The organism is Saccharospirillaceae bacterium (genome assembly GCA_022448365.1).
GTDB lineage: Bacteria > Pseudomonadota > Gammaproteobacteria > Pseudomonadales > Oceanobacteraceae > Bacterioplanoides.
Window position 1 is genome coordinate 465,979 of record JAKVCS010000004.1, and the last position, 18,584, is coordinate 484,562.

General features: G+C 49.2%; 20 protein-coding genes. 19 read left to right on the forward strand and 1 reads right to left on the reverse strand.

What is annotated here, in order from left to right:
• The first annotated feature begins 4 nt into the window (after nt 1-4).
• The 18 genes from fliR (at nt 5) to MK185_13375 (ending at nt 16,965) form a co-directional block, all read left to right on the forward strand.
• Nucleotides 5-784 carry a flagellar type III secretion system protein FliR gene (gene fliR, locus MK185_13290; GenBank protein ID MCH2041598.1) on the forward strand — a complete coding sequence of 260 codons (780 nt, stop codon included), beginning with the start codon at nt 5-7 and terminating at the stop codon, nt 782-784.
• A 5-nt stretch (nt 785-789) separates the two neighbouring features.
• The gene (gene flhB, locus MK185_13295; GenBank protein MCH2041599.1) at nt 790-1,944 is read left to right on the forward strand and encodes a flagellar type III secretion system protein FlhB; all 1,155 of its coding nucleotides are present in this window, start codon (nt 790-792) and stop codon (nt 1,942-1,944) included.
• A gap of 150 nt (nt 1,945-2,094) precedes the next feature.
• Nucleotides 2,095-4,260 (forward strand): flagellar biosynthesis protein FlhA, encoded by a 2,166-nt coding sequence (flhA, locus tag MK185_13300; protein MCH2041600.1) that lies wholly within the window; start codon nt 2,095-2,097, stop codon nt 4,258-4,260.
• Nucleotides 4,261-4,298: 38 nt separating this feature from the next.
• Nucleotides 4,299-5,693, forward strand: coding sequence for a flagellar biosynthesis protein FlhF (gene flhF, locus MK185_13305; GenBank protein ID MCH2041601.1), 1,395 nt, complete (start codon nt 4,299-4,301; stop codon nt 5,691-5,693).
• A gap of 6 nt (nt 5,694-5,699) precedes the next feature.
• Complete coding sequence (locus MK185_13310) at nt 5,700-6,518, forward strand: MinD/ParA family protein (GenBank protein MCH2041602.1); 819 nt, start codon at nt 5,700-5,702, stop codon at nt 6,516-6,518.
• A 23-nt stretch (nt 6,519-6,541) separates the two neighbouring features.
• Entirely contained in the window at nt 6,542-7,252 is a 711-nt protein-coding gene (locus MK185_13315; protein ID MCH2041603.1) for an RNA polymerase sigma factor FliA, read from the forward strand.
• 189 nt (nt 7,253-7,441) lie between these two features.
• On the forward strand, nt 7,442-7,828 hold the full coding sequence (gene cheY, locus MK185_13320) for a chemotaxis response regulator CheY (GenBank protein ID MCH2041604.1): 387 nt from the start codon (nt 7,442-7,444) through the stop codon (nt 7,826-7,828).
• Nucleotides 7,829-7,843: 15 nt separating this feature from the next.
• Nucleotides 7,844-8,629, forward strand: a complete 786-nt coding sequence (locus tag MK185_13325) for a protein phosphatase CheZ (GenBank protein ID MCH2041605.1) — start codon at nt 7,844-7,846, stop codon at nt 8,627-8,629.
• 12 nt (nt 8,630-8,641) lie between these two features.
• The gene (locus tag MK185_13330) at nt 8,642-10,924 is read left to right on the forward strand and encodes a chemotaxis protein CheA (protein ID MCH2041606.1); all 2,283 of its coding nucleotides are present in this window, start codon (nt 8,642-8,644) and stop codon (nt 10,922-10,924) included.
• 18 nt (nt 10,925-10,942) lie between these two features.
• On the forward strand, nt 10,943-11,980 hold the full coding sequence (locus MK185_13335) for a chemotaxis response regulator protein-glutamate methylesterase (protein MCH2041607.1): 1,038 nt from the start codon (nt 10,943-10,945) through the stop codon (nt 11,978-11,980).
• Nucleotides 11,981-11,989: 9 nt separating this feature from the next.
• A complete protein-coding gene (locus tag MK185_13340; GenBank protein ID MCH2041608.1) occupies nt 11,990-12,730 on the forward strand; it encodes a flagellar motor protein in 741 nt (246 codons plus the stop codon).
• Complete coding sequence (locus MK185_13345; protein ID MCH2041609.1) at nt 12,727-13,422, forward strand: OmpA family protein; 696 nt, start codon at nt 12,727-12,729, stop codon at nt 13,420-13,422. The genes MK185_13340 and MK185_13345 overlap by 4 nt, the downstream gene beginning before the upstream one ends.
• 96 nt (nt 13,423-13,518) lie before the next feature.
• Nucleotides 13,519-14,304 (forward strand): ParA family protein, encoded by a 786-nt coding sequence (locus MK185_13350; GenBank protein ID MCH2041610.1) that lies wholly within the window; start codon nt 13,519-13,521, stop codon nt 14,302-14,304.
• A 1-nt stretch (nt 14,305) separates the two neighbouring features.
• Nucleotides 14,306-14,719, forward strand: a complete 414-nt coding sequence (locus tag MK185_13355) for a hypothetical protein (protein MCH2041611.1) — start codon at nt 14,306-14,308, stop codon at nt 14,717-14,719.
• Nucleotides 14,712-15,629 carry a chemotaxis protein CheW gene (locus MK185_13360; GenBank protein ID MCH2041612.1) on the forward strand — a complete coding sequence of 306 codons (918 nt, stop codon included), beginning with the start codon at nt 14,712-14,714 and terminating at the stop codon, nt 15,627-15,629. Before MK185_13355 ends, MK185_13360 begins: the two co-directional genes overlap by 8 nt.
• A gap of 117 nt (nt 15,630-15,746) precedes the next feature.
• Nucleotides 15,747-16,229 carry a chemotaxis protein CheW gene (locus tag MK185_13365; protein ID MCH2041613.1) on the forward strand — a complete coding sequence of 161 codons (483 nt, stop codon included), beginning with the start codon at nt 15,747-15,749 and terminating at the stop codon, nt 16,227-16,229.
• Between the two features lie 9 nt (nt 16,230-16,238).
• Nucleotides 16,239-16,613, forward strand: coding sequence for a DUF2802 domain-containing protein (locus tag MK185_13370; protein MCH2041614.1), 375 nt, complete (start codon nt 16,239-16,241; stop codon nt 16,611-16,613).
• A gap of 109 nt (nt 16,614-16,722) precedes the next feature.
• Nucleotides 16,723-16,965, forward strand: a complete 243-nt coding sequence (locus tag MK185_13375; protein MCH2041615.1) for a hypothetical protein — start codon at nt 16,723-16,725, stop codon at nt 16,963-16,965.
• Between the two features lie 29 nt (nt 16,966-16,994).
• Here MK185_13375 and MK185_13380 read toward each other — a convergent pair whose 3' ends face one another.
• On the reverse strand, nt 16,995-17,333 hold the full coding sequence (locus MK185_13380; GenBank protein MCH2041616.1) for a hypothetical protein: 339 nt from the start codon (nt 17,331-17,333) through the stop codon (nt 16,995-16,997).
• Between the two features lie 236 nt (nt 17,334-17,569).
• Here MK185_13380 and MK185_13385 point away from each other — a divergent pair, with 236 nt between their 5' ends.
• Nucleotides 17,570-18,577, forward strand: a complete 1,008-nt coding sequence (locus MK185_13385) for an AraC family transcriptional regulator (GenBank protein MCH2041617.1) — start codon at nt 17,570-17,572, stop codon at nt 18,575-18,577.
• Nucleotides 18,578-18,584: the final 7 nt, after the last annotated feature.

An 18,584-nucleotide genomic window follows, 5' to 3' on the forward strand; every position in this document is an offset into this window, starting at 1 on the left:
GAATATGTTTGAATTTGATGTAACGGATGTTAGCCACTGGGTCAGTCGCTATGTATTTCCTTTTGCGCGCATAAGCGGTTTGTTAATGGTGATGCCATTAATAGGAACGCGGATGATATCACAGCGTATTCGGATTTTTCTGGCGGTCGCGATAACACTGGTTGTTGTTCCCGTGTTGCCACCAATGCCGAAGGTAGAAGCGCTGTCTTTAGCGTCTTTTATCATTGTGATGCAGCAATTGCTTATTGGTATTGCACTTGGGTTTATTGTCGAAATGTTAACCCAGGTCTATGTTATCGCCGGTCAGTTAATTGCTATGCAAACCGGTTTAGGTATTGCTACGACCGTTGATCCCAGCCAGGGTGCTTCGGTTGTTGTTGTTTCTCAGTGGTTTTTATTTCTGGTCAGTCTGGTGTTTGTCTCACTGAACGGTCATTTGGTCTTAATCGAAATCTTGGTCGACAGTTTCTTCACATTTCCGGTCTCTATGGAGGGCTTCAGTGCCAATGATTTTGGCTTGATGATTCGCTGGAGTGGCTGGATGTTTGCTGCGGCATTGGTCATTGCGCTACCAGCTATTGCTGCGTTACTGGTGGTTAACCTGGCATTTGGTGTGATGACCCGAGCCGCCCCTCAATTGAATATCTTTGCATTAGGTTTCCCGGTAACCATGGTGGTTGGCTTGTTTATTATGTGGCTGAATATCAGTGAAATGGCGGCGGGTTTTCAGGTTCATATGGATACTCTGTTTGAGTTTCTGAAAAAGCTCACGTTGAATCAGTAAGAAAAATGGCAGATCAAGATTCCAGTCAGGAAAAAACAGAAGAACCCACACCCCGAAGGCTTGAAAAAGCCAGGGAAGAGGGGCAGGCCCCGCGTTCTAAAGAACTGGCGACGACTTTGGTGCTGGTCGTCGGAGCATTAGGTCTGCTGATATTCGGTCCATGGATGGCTGAGCGTATGAACAATATTGCGTTAGCAAGCTTTACTATAGAACGCGCGGCATTGTTTGACCCTCGGGTAATGTCCAGCCAGTTGGGTGCAGCAATGATCGAGGCTGGCGTAGCGCTCGCACCCTGGTTGGTGCTGGTGTTAATTGCAGCATTTGCGGGTCCCTTAAGTGTTGGTGGCTGGCTGTTTTCAACCAAAGCAATTACGCCGAAGCTGGATCGCATTAATCCGTTGAGTGGCTTGAAGCGTATGTTTTCGATGAACTCACTGGTTGAGTTGATCAAAGCCTGGGCTAAAGTTCTGGTGGTTGGAACCGTTGCCTTTCTAGTGCTCAGTTATTATTTCGACGATGCTATGGCGCTGCAACATAAGGCTGCAAAACCGGCCATGGATAAAACCATCGAAATTATCATCTGGTCAGTTATCTTTTTGTGTTTTTCCACCGTGCTGATTGCAATCGCTGATGTGCCTTGGCAAATCTACAGTCACACTAAAAAACTGCGAATGTCGATGCAGGAAATCAAAGACGAATTTAAAGAAACCGAAGGCAAGCCTGAAGTTAAAAGTAAAATCCGTCAGTTACAGCGGGAAGTTGCTCAGCGCCGCATGATGGCTGATGTCCCTGATGCCGATGTTGTGATCACCAACCCGACTCACTATTCGGTTGCATTGAAGTATTCTGCTGAAGCGATGCAGGCGCCATTATTGGTTGCCAAAGGTAGCGATCAGACCGCTCTCAAAATCCGTGAAATAGCCAAAGAGCACAATGTTGCGCAGATGCAGGCTCCGCCGCTTGCCCGGGCTTTATACACCCACGCAAAAGTAGGTGAAGAAATCCCAGAAGGCTTATACGTTGCAGTGGCACAGGTGCTGGCATATATCTATCAAATGGATATGTTTGTAAAAGGGCAGGGGCCGAAGCCTGAGCGCAAACCTGACATGCCAATTCCACGCGACCTGCGGGTTGACCCGGACGGATCGTCACCTCAATAATTTTTAACCAACTGGTGATTTTAGGAAAGCTTCTTGCACTACCTCTCGTCAGTGATGAATTTCTGACGTTATTTGGGGTAGTAAAAACACATGGCCGTTGCTTCTAAACAATCAGTATCGAAACAGCAGGTAACCGGCCAGCTTAAGCAGATGGCTAATATACTGGCCCAGGGGAATCTCGGTATTCCGATTATGGTTCTGGTGTTGCTCGGTATGATGACCCTGCCACTGCCACCCTTTCTGCTTGATACATTTTTTACCTTTAATATCACCCTGTCGATTGTCGTTCTGTTGGTCAGTGTTTATGCACAGCGACCGTTGGATTTCGCTATTTTTCCGACCATTCTGTTGGTCGCAACGTTATTACGTTTGGCCCTGAATGTGGCATCAACGCGTGTGGTACTGCTTTACGGTCACGAAGGTGGTGATTCGGCAGGTAAGGTAATTGAAGCGTTTGGTGAAGTGTTGATTGGTGGCAACTATGCAGTTGGTCTGGTTGTTTTTACCATTTTGGTAATTATTAACTTTGTTGTGGTTACCAAGGGTGCTGGTCGGGTTTCAGAAGTGAGTGCTCGCTTTACTCTGGATGCAATGCCCGGTAAGCAAATGGCGATTGATGCTGACTTAAATGCGGGTTTAATCGAAGCGGATGAGGCGAAAAAACGCCGCGGCGAAATTGCCGCAGAAGCCGATTTTTATGGCTCGATGGATGGTGCCAGTAAATTCGTCAAAGGCGATGCGGTAGCCGGCATTTTGATTCTTATCATTAATGTTGTTGGTGGTCTGGCGATCGGTATGGGGCAGCACTCCCTGGGCTTTGGTGATGCATTGTCTGCTTACAGTTTATTGGCGATTGGTGATGGCCTGGTAGCACAAATACCGTCGTTATTACTGTCGACAGCCACTGCAATTATGGTGACTCGTAACGGTGGCGAGGAGGCGATGGGTGATCAGGTTGTTGGGCAGATGTTCGGATCATCACGTACGCTCGGCGTCACCTCAGGTTTGTTATTTCTTATGGGCGTTGTACCAGGAATGCCTCATTTGGTATTTCTCAGTGCTGCCGCTATTGCAGGCACTGCAGCTTACGTATCTCATTGGCGGAAGGAAGGTGGCAAGTTAGGAGACGCCTTTGTTCAGCGCTTCGGTTTGCAATCAGACGTCAGCAGTGCCGGTGCAGCAGGTGATGGTTCAAATGCGCTGACTGCACCGCAGGAACAAGCCGAGGCGGCGATCAAGCAGATGGAGGTGAAGGAACTCGGCTGGGATGATGTTGAACCCGTCGACCGGGTGGGTCTTGAAGTTGGCTATCGCTTGATCCCTCTGGTAGATAAAAATCAGGGTGGACAGCTGCTCAATCGTATTAAAGGTGTTCGCCGCAAGCTATCTCAGGATCTGGGTTTTTTGATGCCCTCGGTCCATATTCGCGACAATCTCGACCTGTTACCTAATCAATACCGCGTCACACTAATGGGAGTGACTCTGGCTGAAGCAGAGATTTATCCTGAGCGTGAGCTGGCGATTAACCCGGGCCAGGTGTTTGGAGACATTGAAGGCATGGCGACCAAAGATCCGGCTTTTGGATTGGATGCGTTCTGGATTGATACTGATCAGAAAGACAGAGCTCAGACACTGGGTTATACCGTGGTAGATGCCAGCACCGTGGTTGCAACTCACATCAATCAAAAGCTTCACAAGCATGCCCACGAATTAATTGGTCATGAGGATGTTCAGAAACTGGTGGATATGCTCGCGAAAACCTCGCCAAAACTGGCGGAGGAGTTGGTACCCAATACCGTCAGTATCAGCCAGTTGTTGAACGTGCTGCAGAGTCTCCTGAAAGAAAGTGTCCCAGTGCGGGATCTGCGCTCCATTGCCGAGTCTTTGGCGAATATGGGAGGGCAGAGTCAAGATACTGCCGCCATGGTATCCGCTGCCCGCTTGTCTTTATCGCGCATGATTGTTCAAAACATCTTTGGGAACGCGGATGAGCTGCCGGTTATTACTTTAGATCCACAACTGGAACAGTTGTTGCTTCAGACTCTGCAGCAAAGTGCGCAACAAGGCAGTCAGTACGGATTAATACTGGAACCTGGCATGGCAGAAACTCTGCAGCGCTCTCTGGGTGAAGCTGCTCAGGAGCAGGAAGTAGCGGGGCGACCAGCGGTACTGTTGGTGACATCGCAGCTGCGTGCAGCGATGGCGGAATTTATCCGCAACGGCGTCGAAGCCCTGACTGTGATGGCGTATCAGGAAATTCCTGATAATAAGAGTATTACCATCGTTGCCAATGTTGGCGCACAAAATAACGGATAACGAACACGAATTTTTAAGCTAATGACCGGGGTTCTGGTATGAAAGTGAAACGCTTTGTTGCTGCCAATATGCAACTCGCCCTGCGCAAGGTTTCTCAAGAGTTGGGAGCCGATGCGGTCATTATGTCGAGCAAAAAAGTTGAAGAAGGCTTTGAGGTGGTTGCGGCGCTGGATTACCAACCTGGGCTTGAAGCTGAAGGTGAGGATGTTTCCCGCCAACTTGAATTGCAGAAAGAACTGGAGGCCGCTAAAGCCTATCGTGAGTCTCGTGGCAGCATTCTGGCTACTGACGATCTTGGTCAAGATCAGCAACAGCGTGTTGAGTTTGCTCAACGTTCAGATCTGAATTCAACCGAGGGCCTTGAAGAGGTACTGCGTGGTCTGAAAACTAACCAGTTTGACCGCTCGGCTGCTGACAAAACCTCGGCAAAATCTGAGTCTGCCAATTTTGATCAGCAAGCGTTCGATGCTCGTGTTGAACAATCGGAAGCGCGTTACAACAGCGCAATGCATGCCATGAGTGGTGAGCTGAAAGAATTAAAAAACTGGATGGTAAGCCACCAGGGCAGTGCCTGGGACACCAGTCGTCCTTTGACCTGGCAACAATCCCAGCTGTGGCAGCGTTGCCAGGACGTGGGTCTGGAACCAGCCTGGGCTGATCGTGTCGCCAGCCAGACTGACGATGGCGAATCTCTGGAAGATGCATGGCAACAGACGTTAAGAAGAATTGCCAGTGATTTACCAATTGCGCCCCCTGAATTGTTGGAAAAAGGCGGACGTTATGCCCTGGTCGGACCAACCGGTGCTGGTAAAACCACCACCATCGGCAAACTGGCAGCTCAGTTTGTGATTCATCACGGTCGTGACAGTGTTGCATTAATTACGCTCGATAATTATCGCGTTGCTGCTCACGATCAGATCAGCACTTTTTCTCGTTTGCTGGGGGTTGAATTGCATAAGGTAAACGATGAAAAAGCCTTTAAAAATGCGTTGTTAAAAACTCAAAATAAAAAACTGGTGCTGGTTGATAGTGCTGGATTGGCCAGTCAGGACCCACATTTTCAGACACAATTGTCTATGCTTAAAAAAGCGGGTTCTGGCCTGAAAAAATTGCTGGTACTCCCTCTGACCAGTCAGGGGCGATGCCTGCAGGAAAATTATGAACATTTTAAAGCAGCTGGTTTAGTCGGCTGTGTATTTACCAAACTTGATGAGTGTTTCAGCTTGGGTCCGGCAATGAGTGTTGCTGCTTTGACTAAATTACCAGTCACCATAGTAACTGACGGGCCGCATATACCAGATGACGTACATTATCCGGATGCCGTTAAACTGGTTCAGCTGGCCGAGCAAATGGCTCGAATGGCGCGTACCCGTTGGCAAGCAGCCGATGCGATGCACCTGGCAACTCAGTCTCGTTTTCAACAAGGAGCATAACCGAATATGTCTAGGCACCCTGTACAAGTCATTGCTATCACCGGTGGTAAAGGTGGTGTTGGTAAAAGCAATGTATCGGTGAACCTGGCAATCGCACTGGCAGAAATGGGCCGGCGAGTTGTGGTTTTAGATGCCGATCTCGGTTTAGCGAATATCGACATTCTGCTGGGTATCAGTTCAACAAAAACAATTGAAAATGTGCTGCAGGGCGAGTGCGAACTGCGTGACATTATGGCTCAGGGGCCGGGCGGTATCCGCATTGTCCCAGCCTCATCAGGAACACAGAAACTGTCTCAGCTGAATTCGATGGAACACGCTGGCCTGATACAGGCATTCAGCGATATTGGTGACGACGTTGATGTTCTTATCATCGATACTGCAGCAGGTATCTCTGATACCGTCATGAGCTTTGTTCGTGCCGCACAGGAGGTATTAATGGTGGTGACGGACGAGCCAACTTCGATTACCGATGCCTACGCTCAAATAAAGTTGCTTAACCGTGACTATGGCGTTTTTCGCTTCCGTATCATCGCCAATATGGTGAAGTCACCACAGGAAGGCAATGCGCTATTTGGTAAGCTTACGAAGGTCACCGACCGATTTTTGGATGTTGCTATGCAGTACGTCGGTGCAATTCCTCAAGACGATGCGGTGAAGCGCGCAGTTCAGCGTCAGAAGGCCGTTGTGGATGCTTATCCACGCGCAAAGGCGTCGGCGGCTTTCCGTGCGTTATCGAAAAAAGTGGACTCCTGGCCGTTGCCATCAACGCCTCGTGGTCATCTGGAATTTTTTGTTGATCGCCTGGTTCAGGAAACCGGGGCGTAGTCGTGGTTGCGGGAAGTTGTCTGGTGTATTCAGAAGTTCAAAATCACAATGTAGATGAATTAGTACGAGAGCATGCGCCGCTGGTGAAACGGATTGCGCATCACATGCTCGGACGACTTCCCGATAGTGTTCAGGTCGATGACCTTATCCAGGCCGGTATGATCGGTTTATTGGAGGCAACACGCAAATACGATGGCGGAAAAGGTGCCAGTTTTGAAACCTATGCAGGTATTCGTATTCGGGGTGCCATGCTCGATGAAATTCGTCGTGGCGACTGGGCTCCCCGGTCTGTGCACCGCAATAGTCGGCGTATCTCTGAAGCCATCAAACAGGTTGAAAGTGAAAAAGGCCGGGATGCTGAGGATAGCGAAGTCGCTGAATATCTGGGAATTACTCAGCAAGAATACCACTCGATTCTGCAGGACAGCGCCGGTTGTCGGCTATTTAGCTACGAGGAAGTGCTGGAGAAAAGCGAATCCGGCGCAGATGTGTTTGAAACTGACAGTCCTAACCCATTGGAGGGTATCGAAAGGGGAAGTTTTCAAAACAGTCTGGCCGAGGCGATCAAAGGGCTTCCAGAGCGTGAGCAGTTGGTGTTGGCGTTGTATTACGACGAGGAGCTCAATCTGAAAGAAATTGGTGCCGTTCTGGGGGTCAGTGAAAGTCGTGTCAGTCAGATTCATAGCCAGGCCGCGGCCCGTTTACGTTCTCGACTGACTGGTTGGATTGAATAACTCATTTTTCCTCGCAATCTGATTAATAAAAACCCTTTACCAAAGCGCTCTTCTGCTCCCTGTCTGATCGATCATCTTGTTACACAATCGCCAATCTGCCCTGCTGGTTTCTGGATAAAGCCATAACAAGGTCTACACTAAACCTTAGTAACGACTTGGAATATACAAAGTCGACTAGTGGAGGTCGTTTTGGACAAAAATATGAAGATTCTTATCGTTGATGATTTTTCTACGATGAGACGTATTGTCAAAAATTTACTGCGTGATCTGGGGTTTACCAACACGGCCGAAGCCGATGATGGGACAACTGCTTTACCGATGCTGCAGAACGGTGATTTTGATTTTCTGGTCACTGATTGGAACATGCCTGGAATGACCGGTCTTGAGCTGCTTAAGAAAGTACGCGAGGACGAGCGTCTGAAGTCCATGCCCGTTCTGATGGTAACGGCGGAAGCAAAGCGTGATCAGATTGTCGCGGCAGCACAAGCAGGTGTGAATGGCTACGTTGTTAAGCCTTTCACCGCCGCAGTGTTGAAGGAAAAAATCGACAAAATCTTTGAACGAGTCGAAGGCTAACCGGAAGGCAACGCGATGTCAGACATCAAACCGCAGGATGATGACGGTGCGATCGGCTCAGAGATGAAAACCTTGGCCGAAGGCATGTTAAAGCAGTTGGAAAACGGTGATTTAGGAAAAGCTGTAGCCATGGTTAACGATCTCAATCAAGTACGTGACCGCACCCTCTATGACGAGATAGGCCGGTTGACTCGTGCACTGCATGAATCCATCAAGAACTTGAAAATCGATTCCATTGGCGCCGGTTCAGAAATCGAAAATGCGACCGATAAATTAGCGTACGTTGTTGAAATGACAGATAAGTCCGCTAACCGAACAATGGATCTGGTTGAAGCAAGCTTGCCACTGGCGGCTGATATGCAAAGCCGTTCCGGTGAACTGGCGCAACAATGGCAGCGATTCCTGAACAAAGAATTACGGCCTGAAGAATTCCGTGCTTTGAGCAAAGATATTCAGGCGTTTTTACAGAACAGCGAAACTCAATCGCAGCAATTACAGGGTCAGCTATCAGACATTATGCTGGCTCAGGATTTCCAGGATTTAACCGGGCAGGTTATTCACAAGGTAGCGGATTTAGTCCGCGATGTTGAATCGCGCTTGGTGACTCTGGTGGCTATGGCTGGCCATGTGGATTCCATTACCGGAATTACCCACGGTGACTTAGAGGTTGGAGAAAGTCAGTCTGAGCCATCTGAGGATGGAAATATTGTGGCTGAAGGCCCCCAGATTGATAAATCCAGCGAAGATGTAGTTAGTAGCCAGGATGACGTAGATGACTTGTTATCCAGTCTTGGCTTTTAGAGGAGCTAACGGATGAGTTTCGATGCAGATGAAGAAATCCTCCAGGATTTTCTGATTGAAGCCGGTGAAATTCTCGAATTACTGTCCGAGCAGCTCGTTGATCTTGAGCAGCGACCGGACGATAACGACCTGCTAAATGCCATATTCCGTGGTTTCCACACGGTCAAAGGTGGCGCTGGTTTCTTACAGCTGAACCCATTGGTGGATTGCTGTCACGCGGCGGAAAATGTTTTTGATACGCTCAGAAACGGCAACAGAACGGTCAATCCGGATCTCATGGACGTTGTTTTGCAGGCGTTGGACAGTGTCAACGAGATGTTTGAGGCGGTGCGTTCCGGCGTTGAACCAGAGAATGCTGATCCGGCTTTGATCGAGCGTCTGCATCAGTTAGCGCTCCCAGAAGCCGAAGATGAAGCGAGTGTTGCCGAGCCAGCATCAGCAGAAGAAACAACTCCTGTTGCTGATGCGCAGCCTGCCGCTGAAGCTACTGCTGAGGAGGCCTCCGGTGATATCACTGATGATGAATTCGAGCAGCTGTTAGACGCGCTGGATGAAAAATCTGAAGTGTCTTCTGCGACTGTTGAGCAGCCTACTGCAGCATCTGGCGATGACGAGCTCTTTGATCTCGGCGGTAAATCAGCCGACGAAGACGATGAGATTACTGAAGCCGAGTTTGAAGCCCTGCTGGATCAAATTCATGGCAAGGGTAAACACATCAGTGCTGACGATGTTAAGAAACAAGAGTCCCCGGCACAGGAATCCAGTGAAGAAAAACTGCCACCGACAACTCCCTCTGGTGGTGATGATCTGATTACCGACTCGGAGTTTGAAGAGTTATTGGATCGTCTGCATGGCAAGGGTAAGCACTCAGCGACTGCGGATTCCGCAGCTGATACGAAAGCGCCTGAAGCACCCGCCACGCCGCCGCCGGTGAAGGATGCCCCAGTTAAACCTGCTGCAAAATCGGTTTCTGCTGAGCCTGCTGCAAAGCCTGCACCCGCTAAGCCTGTGGCTGCCAAACCTGTCGTCGCCCCAGCGAAACAAGAAGCCAAAAGCCAAACGGCCAAACCTGCTGCTCCGGTCAAACGTGCGGCAGATAAAGAAGCACCGGCCGCTGAAGCAACCGTTCGTGTTGATACCAAGCGCCTCGATGACATTATGAATATGGTGGGCGAACTAGTTCTTGTTCGTAACCGTTTGGTGCGACTTGGCCTTAAGAGCAACGACGAGTCGATGGCAAAAGCGGTTGCCAACCTGGATGTGGTTACCGGTGATCTTCAGGCGTCAGTCATGAAAACCCGTATGCAACCTATCAAGAAGGTGTTTGGTCGGTTCCCCAGGGTTGTACGTGATCTTGCTCGTCAACTGAAGAAAGAAATCAATCTTGAGCTGCGTGGTGAAGAGACCGACCTGGATAAGAACCTGGTAGAGGCTCTGGCTGATCCATTGGTTCACCTTGTCCGTAATGCGGTCGATCATGGTGTAGAAATGCCCGATGAGCGGGAGCAAAACGGCAAAGCTCGTGTTGGTACCGTTGTGTTATCGGCTGAACAGGAAGGCGACCATATTCTCCTGATCATCCAGGATGACGGTGGCGGTATGGACGCCGATGTTCTGCGTAATAAAGCAGTTGAAAAAGGCGTTATGGATCAGGATGCAGCTGATCGTTTGAGCGAGAACGAGTGTTATAACCTGATTTTTGCACCTGGTTTCTCAACTAAGGAGCAGATTTCGGATGTTTCCGGCCGCGGTGTTGGAATGGATGTGGTTAAGACCAAAATTACCCAGCTTAACGGGACGATTAACATTGACTCTGAGATGGGCAAAGGTACAAGCATCCGGATTAAAGTACCGCTGACGCTGGCAATTATGCCAACGCTGATGGTAATGCTAAAAGATCAGGCGTTTGCTTTCCCATTGGTCAGTGTCAATGAGATTTTCCATCTGGATTTGACTCAAACGAACATTGTGGATGGGCAGGAAGTGGTTGTGGTGCGTGAAAAACCCATCCCGCTATTTCATCTCAAACGCTGGCTGATTAAAGGCGAAGAGTTTGCCAAAGCCGATGAAAGTGCCCACGTGGTGGTGGTCTCGGTTGGTACAAAACGCGTTGGGTTTGTTGTCGATCAGTTAATTGGTCAGGAAGAGGTGGTTATCAAACCATTGGGTAAAATGTTGCACGGCACCGCCGGTATGGCCGGGGCAACCATTACTGGCGATGGACGCATAGCCCTGATTCTGGATATTCCGAGCATGCTCAATCACTATTCGTCGAGAACGATAAACGCGGCCTGAAGCCAATAAGGGGAAGGAATGAGCATTCGAGTTCTGGTAGTTGATGATTCCGGATTTTTCCGTCGCAGGGTCTCCGAAATCATCAATGCCGACGGTCGTATGGAGGTGGTTGGATGCGCGTCAAACGGACGTGAAGCGGTCGAAATGAACGCATCGCTGAAGCCCGATGTTATTACCATGGACTATGAAATGCCGGTTATGGATGGTATCACGGCGGTTCGGACAATTATGGCACAGCAACCAGTGCCTATCCTGATGTTCTCATCACTGACATTCGAGGGAGCCAGAGTAACGCTTGACGCGCTGGATGCCGGGGCACTGGACTTTCTGTCAAAAAATTTTGATGCGGTTGCGAAAGGTACAGCAGAAGTAAAGAAAGCACTCACCGACAAAATCGCCGCTGTTGCTCGCAAGCAGTCGCGGGTTTTGGCAGCTGCTTCGCCAAACGCCTCTGTATCGTCGCGGTCTTCTCGCAGTAAACCCATTGGCAAAATGGACCTGGTTGTTATTGGTACGTCTACCGGTGGTCCTGCCGCATTGCAAACCCTGTTCAAATCGATACCTGCTGGTTTTCAGACCCCTATCGTCATCGTTCAGCATATGCCAGGCTCATTTACGAAGGCGTTTGCCGAACGGCTGAATGGCATGAGTCCGCTGATTGTTAAGGAAGCAGAAGATGGGGATGTGCTGAAAAACGGTCATGTCTATGTTGCACCTGGCGGTATGCAGCTGATGGTCGACAAACGCAATGGCGGCTCAATTCATATTCATGAAAGTGATCAGCGAGTTAACTACAAACCCAGTGTTGATATTGCATTTGCTTCGGCGGCGAAACATTTTCCACGTTCCACTTTGGCCATTGTTCTGACTGGAATGGGTTCCGATGGCAAAGAGGGTGCACGTTTGCTGAAGAGTTCCGGTTCAACAGTATGGGCGCAGGATGAAGAAAGCTGTGTCATTTTTGGTATGCCTCTGGCGGTTATAAAAGAAGGACTGAATGACGATGTGCTTGCGCTGCAGGATATTGGTTCGCGCTTGAGCAAAGAGCTGGGGTAGAAATAAGACATGGACCGCTGGAGCCTGGTCGTTGTTTTTTTAGCCGTGGTAGCCGTGGTCGTTGGCCATTCTCTGGAAGGCGGTAGTCTCGCTGTTTTGTGGAATCCTGCTGCTGCACTGATTGTCTTTGCAGGTTCGGGACTGGCTGCTTTTGCACAAATGCCAGCCTCCTACGTACGCCCTTTTGTGTCTATGCTCTCCTGGCTGGTTGCGCCCACTCAATATTCATACGACGGCATGGTGAACAAACTGGTCACTTGCGGTAATGCGCTGAGGCGTGATGGCATTCTGGCGCTTGAACGTTTGGCCAATACTGAAACTGATCCTACCTTTAAAAAAGCCTTAACCTTGGTCGTGGATGGATACGATACCGACACGATGAGAGCAACAATGGAGTTGGAGTTTAAGACTCGGGCTGAGCGTGATCTGGATATTATTAACGTCTTGGACAACCTCGCGGGCTATCTGCCAACAATGGGGATTGTTGGTGCTGTTCTTGGTCTGATGCAGGTGCTGTCGAACATTCAGCAACCCGAAGCATTGGCAAACGGTATTGCGACTGCCTTTGTGGCAACATTTTATGGTGTCGCCAGTGCTAATCTGGTGGTTATCCCGATAGCGAACAGTTTGCGTCAGCATGTTGCCATTCGACGCCGTTATTACGAGTCAATGCTGATTGGCCTGTTATCGGTTAAAGAGGGGACGAACCCGATGGCTCTGAGGTTTCGTTTGCAGGGCATTGTCCTGTGAGTCAGCAGCAAGGCCCCGATCCGCACCGTTGGCTGGTTTCTTATGCTGACTACATGACCCTGTTGTGTGCCTTTTTTATCATGATGTACGCAATGCAATTGATCGATGAGGACGAAGGTGCTGCGATACGTTCGCAGATAGAAGCCGTTTTTTCTAACAATATCCCGCCGCCGCCAGCTACACCGCCACAACTTTCAATACCATTGGAGGAAGGGAGTGGTTTTAAGCCATTCTTGGCTGATATACGCCAACTTACTCAATTAATTGAAGATGCGGACGATATGATTGTAGAAGGAGAGCGTGATTGGATTTCGGTGTCATTGAATTCCGATTTTTTGTTTGGTCCCGGCGAGACCCGGATTCGTGACCAGGCTTTGCCGCTGATAGAGGAAATGGCTCGCCACCTGCGCAATTGGCCGCATCCGATTAATGTTCAAGGTCACAGTGACGATACGCCATCCATAGGAGTGAGTAACTGGGAGATCTCTGCACTTCGGGCGGCATCAGTGGTTCAGAATCTGGCCCTGTACGGTGTTGCCCCCCAGCGTATGGCTGCAATGGGGATGTCGCATTACCAGCCGGTTGCCGAGGGAGACTCACCAGAGGCTAAATCCCGTAATCGCAGAGTGGTTATCTTTATGACTCAGGGTGGCAATGAAACCCCATGGTCACGTCCCAACGAAGTAAATTGACACGATATTTGCTTCTCTCCGATAGGGTTGCTTTTCTAACCAATCCTTACAGCGAAGAACCAAAAAGCGAAGAACCAAAACGATAGGGTGAAATTTGTGCGAATCTGGTCGATAGCCAATCAAAAAGGCGGTGTCGGTAAAACAACCAGTGTGGTTTCTCTGGGCGGACTGATTGCCGAGCAGGGGAACCGGGTGTTACTGGTTGATCTGGACCCGCATGGTTCTCTGACGAGTTATTTCAAACAGGATCCGGATAGCCTGGAACGCAGCTTGTACCATTTGTTTTTCGAACAGCGCCATAAAGATAAAGCTTTTATTCAGAGTGTCTTAAAACCGACCAGTATGGCGAATGTGTCACTGCTGCCTGCAACAACTTCTTTGGCAACGCTGGAGCGCCAGGTCAGTGGCCAGGACGGTATGGGCCTGGTTCTGGCGCGATCATTGGCTCAGTTGTGGGACGATTATGATTATGTATTGCTGGATACACCGCCAATTCTGGGGGTGTTGCTGGTCAATGCTTTGGCAGCGTGTCAGCGTCTGGTGATTCCGACGCAAACTGAACATCTGGCCATGAAGGGTTTAGAGCGTATGATTCACACACTCAAGATGGTTATGCGATCACAGAATCGTAATTTACCCTACACCATTGTGCCGACTTTATTTGATCGTCGAACGTCGGCTTCCGTAATGACATTAAAAGAAATGCGACGAATATATCAGGGCTCTCTGTGGTCTGAAGCGGTTCCGGTTGATACGCGGCTGCGTGATGCCAGTCAGCAAGGGATTTTCCCGCACCAATTGGACAGCGCCGGACGAGGTGTGCGTGCCTATCGTCATTTGTTAGCCCTGCTGGAAGAATCCTGTCAGCAGGCGGAGCACTAAAATGAGTAATAACCCGCTTGGCGATTACCTGAATGATTTGCTGACTCCGTCACAACCAGCTGCCGCCGACTGGGACTCAATGCTGGCTGAGGCTGTTGAACCATTTCAGGAAACTACCGGGCAGGTGGATAGCACGGCAGCGTTGGTTACGCTTGCAGAACCTGAAATGGCTGAAACAACTATCGTGGCGGGTAGAGAACCAGTGTTGGCAGTAAAACCAGAGTGTCTTAACGCTCACGAGCGATATGCAGAACTGTTGAACAATCTTCAGCTGGCCAGAGTATTACCGCAGTCCCGCCTGCGCGATTGTGTGCTGGCATCGTGTAACAAAACATTGTTGGCGCGACAATACAAAGATTCAGAGTTGCCGGTCGTCACAGCGGGTAACAGGGTCAAGGTCGCAGTGTATGACTGACCCGATCAAACAGAAACCTTCGAACCATGTTGATGACGTACTTCAAGGCTATCTTGATCAACTGCTGCTGACTGCGACCGAAACACTGACGGTTGTTGATACTCAGACTCCGGAAGCTTCCGGGTCTGCAGTGACGAAAAAATTGATTAATACGGATGCAGTGATTGAATCATCAACACCTGAGCGTGTTGCCAGCTCTGTGATACAGCAACAGCAAACGGCGATTGATGCCAGTGTTAACTCGGTTATCGCCGTTGATAAAACGCCGTTTGCCGAACCTGACCCCACAAGGTTGTCACGGACTCTGACCGTTCCTCTGCAGCGAGTGGCTCTGCCGGACGCGGTTGACGCATTTCCGCAGGTTGATCCAGAGCCAGAACCACTGTACGACGATATTGCAGAACCTGCATTACAGCTTGAAGGCGATACACAGCAATCGGAACTGACAGCCAAATCCTTAGACTGGCGCTCCAGTCAGGGAGTTGAATGCTTAATTTTCAAAGTCGCCGGATTAAAGTTGGCGATTCCTTTGTCGTTGCTGGGTGGTGTGCACAATGCCAGCGATAAAATCACCCCTTTGTTTGGTCAGGCCGACTGGTCGGTCGGAGTGTGGCAAAGTGATGCACAGAAACTGACGATTGTAGACAGTGCACAACTGATTATGCCGGAGCGTGGTATCCGCCTGAATGACCAGGGTTTTGGTTTTGTGATTCAGTTAGATCGCTCGCATTGGGCGTTGGCGTGTGAGGAAATCTGCGACACTACCACGCTGGTTTACGATTCTATCAAGTGGCGCGGTGATAACAGCAAACGTCCCTGGCTGGCAGGTACTGTTATCGATGAAATGTGCGCCCTGATCGATGTTCCTAACCTGATGGATATGCTCGAAGATAATACCCGCCCGGCATGAAAACCCTTCGTTAAAAAAAAACTTCAATTCGGCTGGTACACTTTGTGCTGTCTTCTATAGTTAAGAGAGGTTTCAACGTGTTTTTGACGCACTGATCTTTCTTAGCGAGGATGTTTTATGTCAGCGATAGCCGGAAATAAGAGTGCAGACGATCCGGTTCTGCAGTGGGTGACATTCAGATTAGAGAATGAAACTTACGGTATCAACGTGATGCAGGTCCAGGAAGTATTGCGCTACAGCGAAATTGCTCCTGTACCAGGTGCGCCCCCGTATGTATTGGGCATCATTAACTTGCGCGGTAATGTGGTTACCGTAATTGATACCCGACAACGTTTTGGTTTGCCGACATCAGACACAACCGACCAGACCCGTATCGTGATTATCGAGGCGGAAAATCAGGTGGTTGGTATTCTCGTGGATGCGGTGGCTGAAGTGGTTTATCTGCGACAGTCAGAAATTGAAACCACTCCGAACGTTGGCAATGAAGAGAGTGCGAAATTTATCCAGGGTGTTTGTCATAAAAATGATGAATTGCTTATTCTGGTGGATCTCGAGAAGCTCATGACTGACGAGGAGTGGACAGAACTTCAAGGTTTATAGAGGTTTGTCATGGCGTCACTGACTCTGGTGCATTGGTTGTTAATTGGAAATCTGGCTTTACTGGTCGTTGTCGGCGGCTTTATGTGGTCTTTGTGGCGACAACAGCAATTGGAACAGGTCAGGGTAAACGAGAGTCTTGTTGCTCTCGATGAGGCCAGTCAGGCAGTTAGCCGCAGTACCATTGGCATGGGAAGGCGTATCAAGCAGATAGAGTCTCGCTTTCAGAAAGTTGAGCAAAAGGCAGTATTGCCGAACGCCGATGATGCTACCTTCGAGCAGGCCTCCCGCCTTGTTGGTCTTGGTGCAACCGCTGCCGAACTGGTTGATAACTGCGGCATGGCGCGTGGCGAAGCAGAATTATTGGTGTCACTGAAAAGGCAATAATGTCGTAATAATACGTACTTTTTGTATCGTAACCTTATAACAAAAAAATACATCGAGAGCAGATCTTCGTTCCTATACTGAAAGAGTGGCCATTGCTTGGAGGTATGTTATGAAACTTATTCTCGGTTCCCTTATGCTGGCTGGAAGTATGCTGACGGAATGGGAGGCTTTGCAGTCAGATGTTTCACACAGTCTGATATCACAGCAAATTCACAACGCGACATTTATGGAACGGACGCCCGAGTTTACTGATTTGTACATCATCCAGACCCCGGATAAAGGGCGTCTGATAACCATCTACTGCAACGCTTCTTACTGTTACAAACGCCAGGGTATTAACGTAAACGTCTGACTTACTTCACGTCATCTTTGTTGCAGTAATCACTCAGCTGCAACGCATCGAGTGAGGCCAACTTCCAGCCGGCTGCTGTCGTAGCAATAGTGTCCTAATGGAGATATCACATGGTTGCCCTCACGCAGTACTCCATTGAATTCAATCTCAAGTGTTGGTGACTCTGATCCTTTAGCCATCGAGTACTGCTCATACACGCTATGGGCCGAACGTTCAGTTTGCTGAATGTAATGCAGCGCTGCTTTGTCAGCACTGTCGAGAACCCCGGGTACTTGCGCCAAGGAAATGGCAATAAGCCCGGATGCAACCACAAGCCCAATGGTATTATCAATAAGCGTCGCCCCTTTGACGCTTTTGTACCCTTTCATATCAACAGATCTTCCCAAACTGTTTGTTTTTGTAATTCTGGCGCGCCAACTATACGGGGTTTGGTGTTGGTAGGGTAGCTGCAACTTTGATGGAGAGTCCGATTTTAACGGCTATCCGATATTAGATTTCGCCACGTTATAAAAGAAACTTTTACCGATCTCGGTGGGTTTGTTATTTTAATCACACCGATGACGTCTGTTGTCGGTCATTTACTCAGGAACCGCTGTACATCCCGATGATTAGCAACACTATCCAAACCGTCTCCAGCTTATGGATACATGCTTTACTCCTTGGTGCTGACCACCAGGGAATTGATCGCAATGTGTTGCTGGAACTTTCTGGTATTGAGGCCAGGATGCTGGATCAGCCATATGCCCGTATCAGTCTTGAACAAACCATGAAGATGTGGCGGGCAATGGAATCGTTATTACCGAATAGCGATTTTGGGTTGCTAATGGGCGAGCAGGTAAAACCCAGTCATTTTCAGCTATTTGCAATGAGTCTGATGCACAGCGAAACGCTGGAAGCTGCATTTGAAAAGTCGATTCGTTACACGCGGGTAGTCAGTGATGGCGGCGAGTATTGTCTGATAAAAGGTGATGGCGAAGCTGGATTGGTTTACCTGCCGCGGCGTCAGGATTTTATTCGCCATCAGATTGATGCTGTGATGGTGCTATTACGTAGCTTTGCCAATTGGCTGGTGTGTAAATCTTTGCCGATTATCCGGGTTGAGTTTAATCATCCGGAGCCTGAATCATTGGATAACTATCAACGTATTTTTCAGGCTCCTATCCATTTTGGTGCCAAACACAACGCGTTGGTATTTTCATCGGAAATTCTGGATGAACCACTCGCTTTCAGTGATGATAAACTGGCGTCGATGCATGAACAAATGCTGGAGCAACAACTAGCGTTGATACAGCAGCCTAATGCTGTGCATCTGGTTGAACATATTATCCGCTCAGCTCCTCTGTTAACGCTGGAGCGCGACGAAGTTGCAGCCGAGATGCGCATGAGCGCAAGGACGCTGCAACGAAAATTGCAGGAGTCGAATACCAGTTTTCAGCAGTTATTGGAAAGCGAACGTAAACGCCGTGCATATGACTTGTTGATCAACACTGATTTACCGCTTACTCAGATCAGTGAAGAACTGGGATTTGCTGAAAGCAGTGCCTTTAGTCGGGCCTTTAAGCGCTGGCACCAGATTTCTCCACTCGAATATCGACAGCAACGACGGGGTTAAATTCGCA

Excerpts from the sequence above, each read along its gene's own strand:
- fliR (MCH2041598.1), top strand. The coding sequence starts at position 5 with ATGTTTGAATTTGATGTAACGGATGTTAGCCACTGGGTCAGTCGCTAT.
- flhB (MCH2041599.1), top strand. The coding sequence starts at position 790 with ATGGCAGATCAAGATTCCAGTCAGGAAAAAACAGAAGAACCCACACCC.
- flhA (MCH2041600.1), top strand. The coding sequence starts at position 2,095 with ATGGCTAATATACTGGCCCAGGGGAATCTCGGTATTCCGATTATGGTT.
- flhF (MCH2041601.1), top strand. The coding sequence starts at position 4,299 with ATGAAAGTGAAACGCTTTGTTGCTGCCAATATGCAACTCGCCCTGCGC.
- MK185_13310 (MCH2041602.1), top strand. The coding sequence starts at position 5,700 with ATGTCTAGGCACCCTGTACAAGTCATTGCTATCACCGGTGGTAAAGGT.
- MK185_13325 (MCH2041605.1), top strand. The coding sequence starts at position 7,844 with ATGTCAGACATCAAACCGCAGGATGATGACGGTGCGATCGGCTCAGAG.
- MK185_13330 (MCH2041606.1), top strand. The coding sequence starts at position 8,642 with ATGAGTTTCGATGCAGATGAAGAAATCCTCCAGGATTTTCTGATTGAA.
- MK185_13335 (MCH2041607.1), top strand. The coding sequence starts at position 10,943 with ATGAGCATTCGAGTTCTGGTAGTTGATGATTCCGGATTTTTCCGTCGC.
- MK185_13340 (MCH2041608.1), top strand. The coding sequence starts at position 11,990 with ATGGACCGCTGGAGCCTGGTCGTTGTTTTTTTAGCCGTGGTAGCCGTG.
- MK185_13355 (MCH2041611.1), top strand. The coding sequence starts at position 14,306 with ATGAGTAATAACCCGCTTGGCGATTACCTGAATGATTTGCTGACTCCG.
- MK185_13360 (MCH2041612.1), top strand. The coding sequence starts at position 14,712 with ATGACTGACCCGATCAAACAGAAACCTTCGAACCATGTTGATGACGTA.
- MK185_13365 (MCH2041613.1), top strand. The coding sequence starts at position 15,747 with ATGTCAGCGATAGCCGGAAATAAGAGTGCAGACGATCCGGTTCTGCAG.
- MK185_13370 (MCH2041614.1), top strand. The coding sequence starts at position 16,239 with ATGGCGTCACTGACTCTGGTGCATTGGTTGTTAATTGGAAATCTGGCT.
- MK185_13375 (MCH2041615.1), top strand. The coding sequence starts at position 16,723 with ATGAAACTTATTCTCGGTTCCCTTATGCTGGCTGGAAGTATGCTGACG.
- MK185_13380 (MCH2041616.1), bottom strand. The coding sequence starts at position 17,333 with ATGAAAGGGTACAAAAGCGTCAAAGGGGCGACGCTTATTGATAATACC.
- MK185_13385 (MCH2041617.1), top strand. The coding sequence starts at position 17,570 with ATGATTAGCAACACTATCCAAACCGTCTCCAGCTTATGGATACATGCT.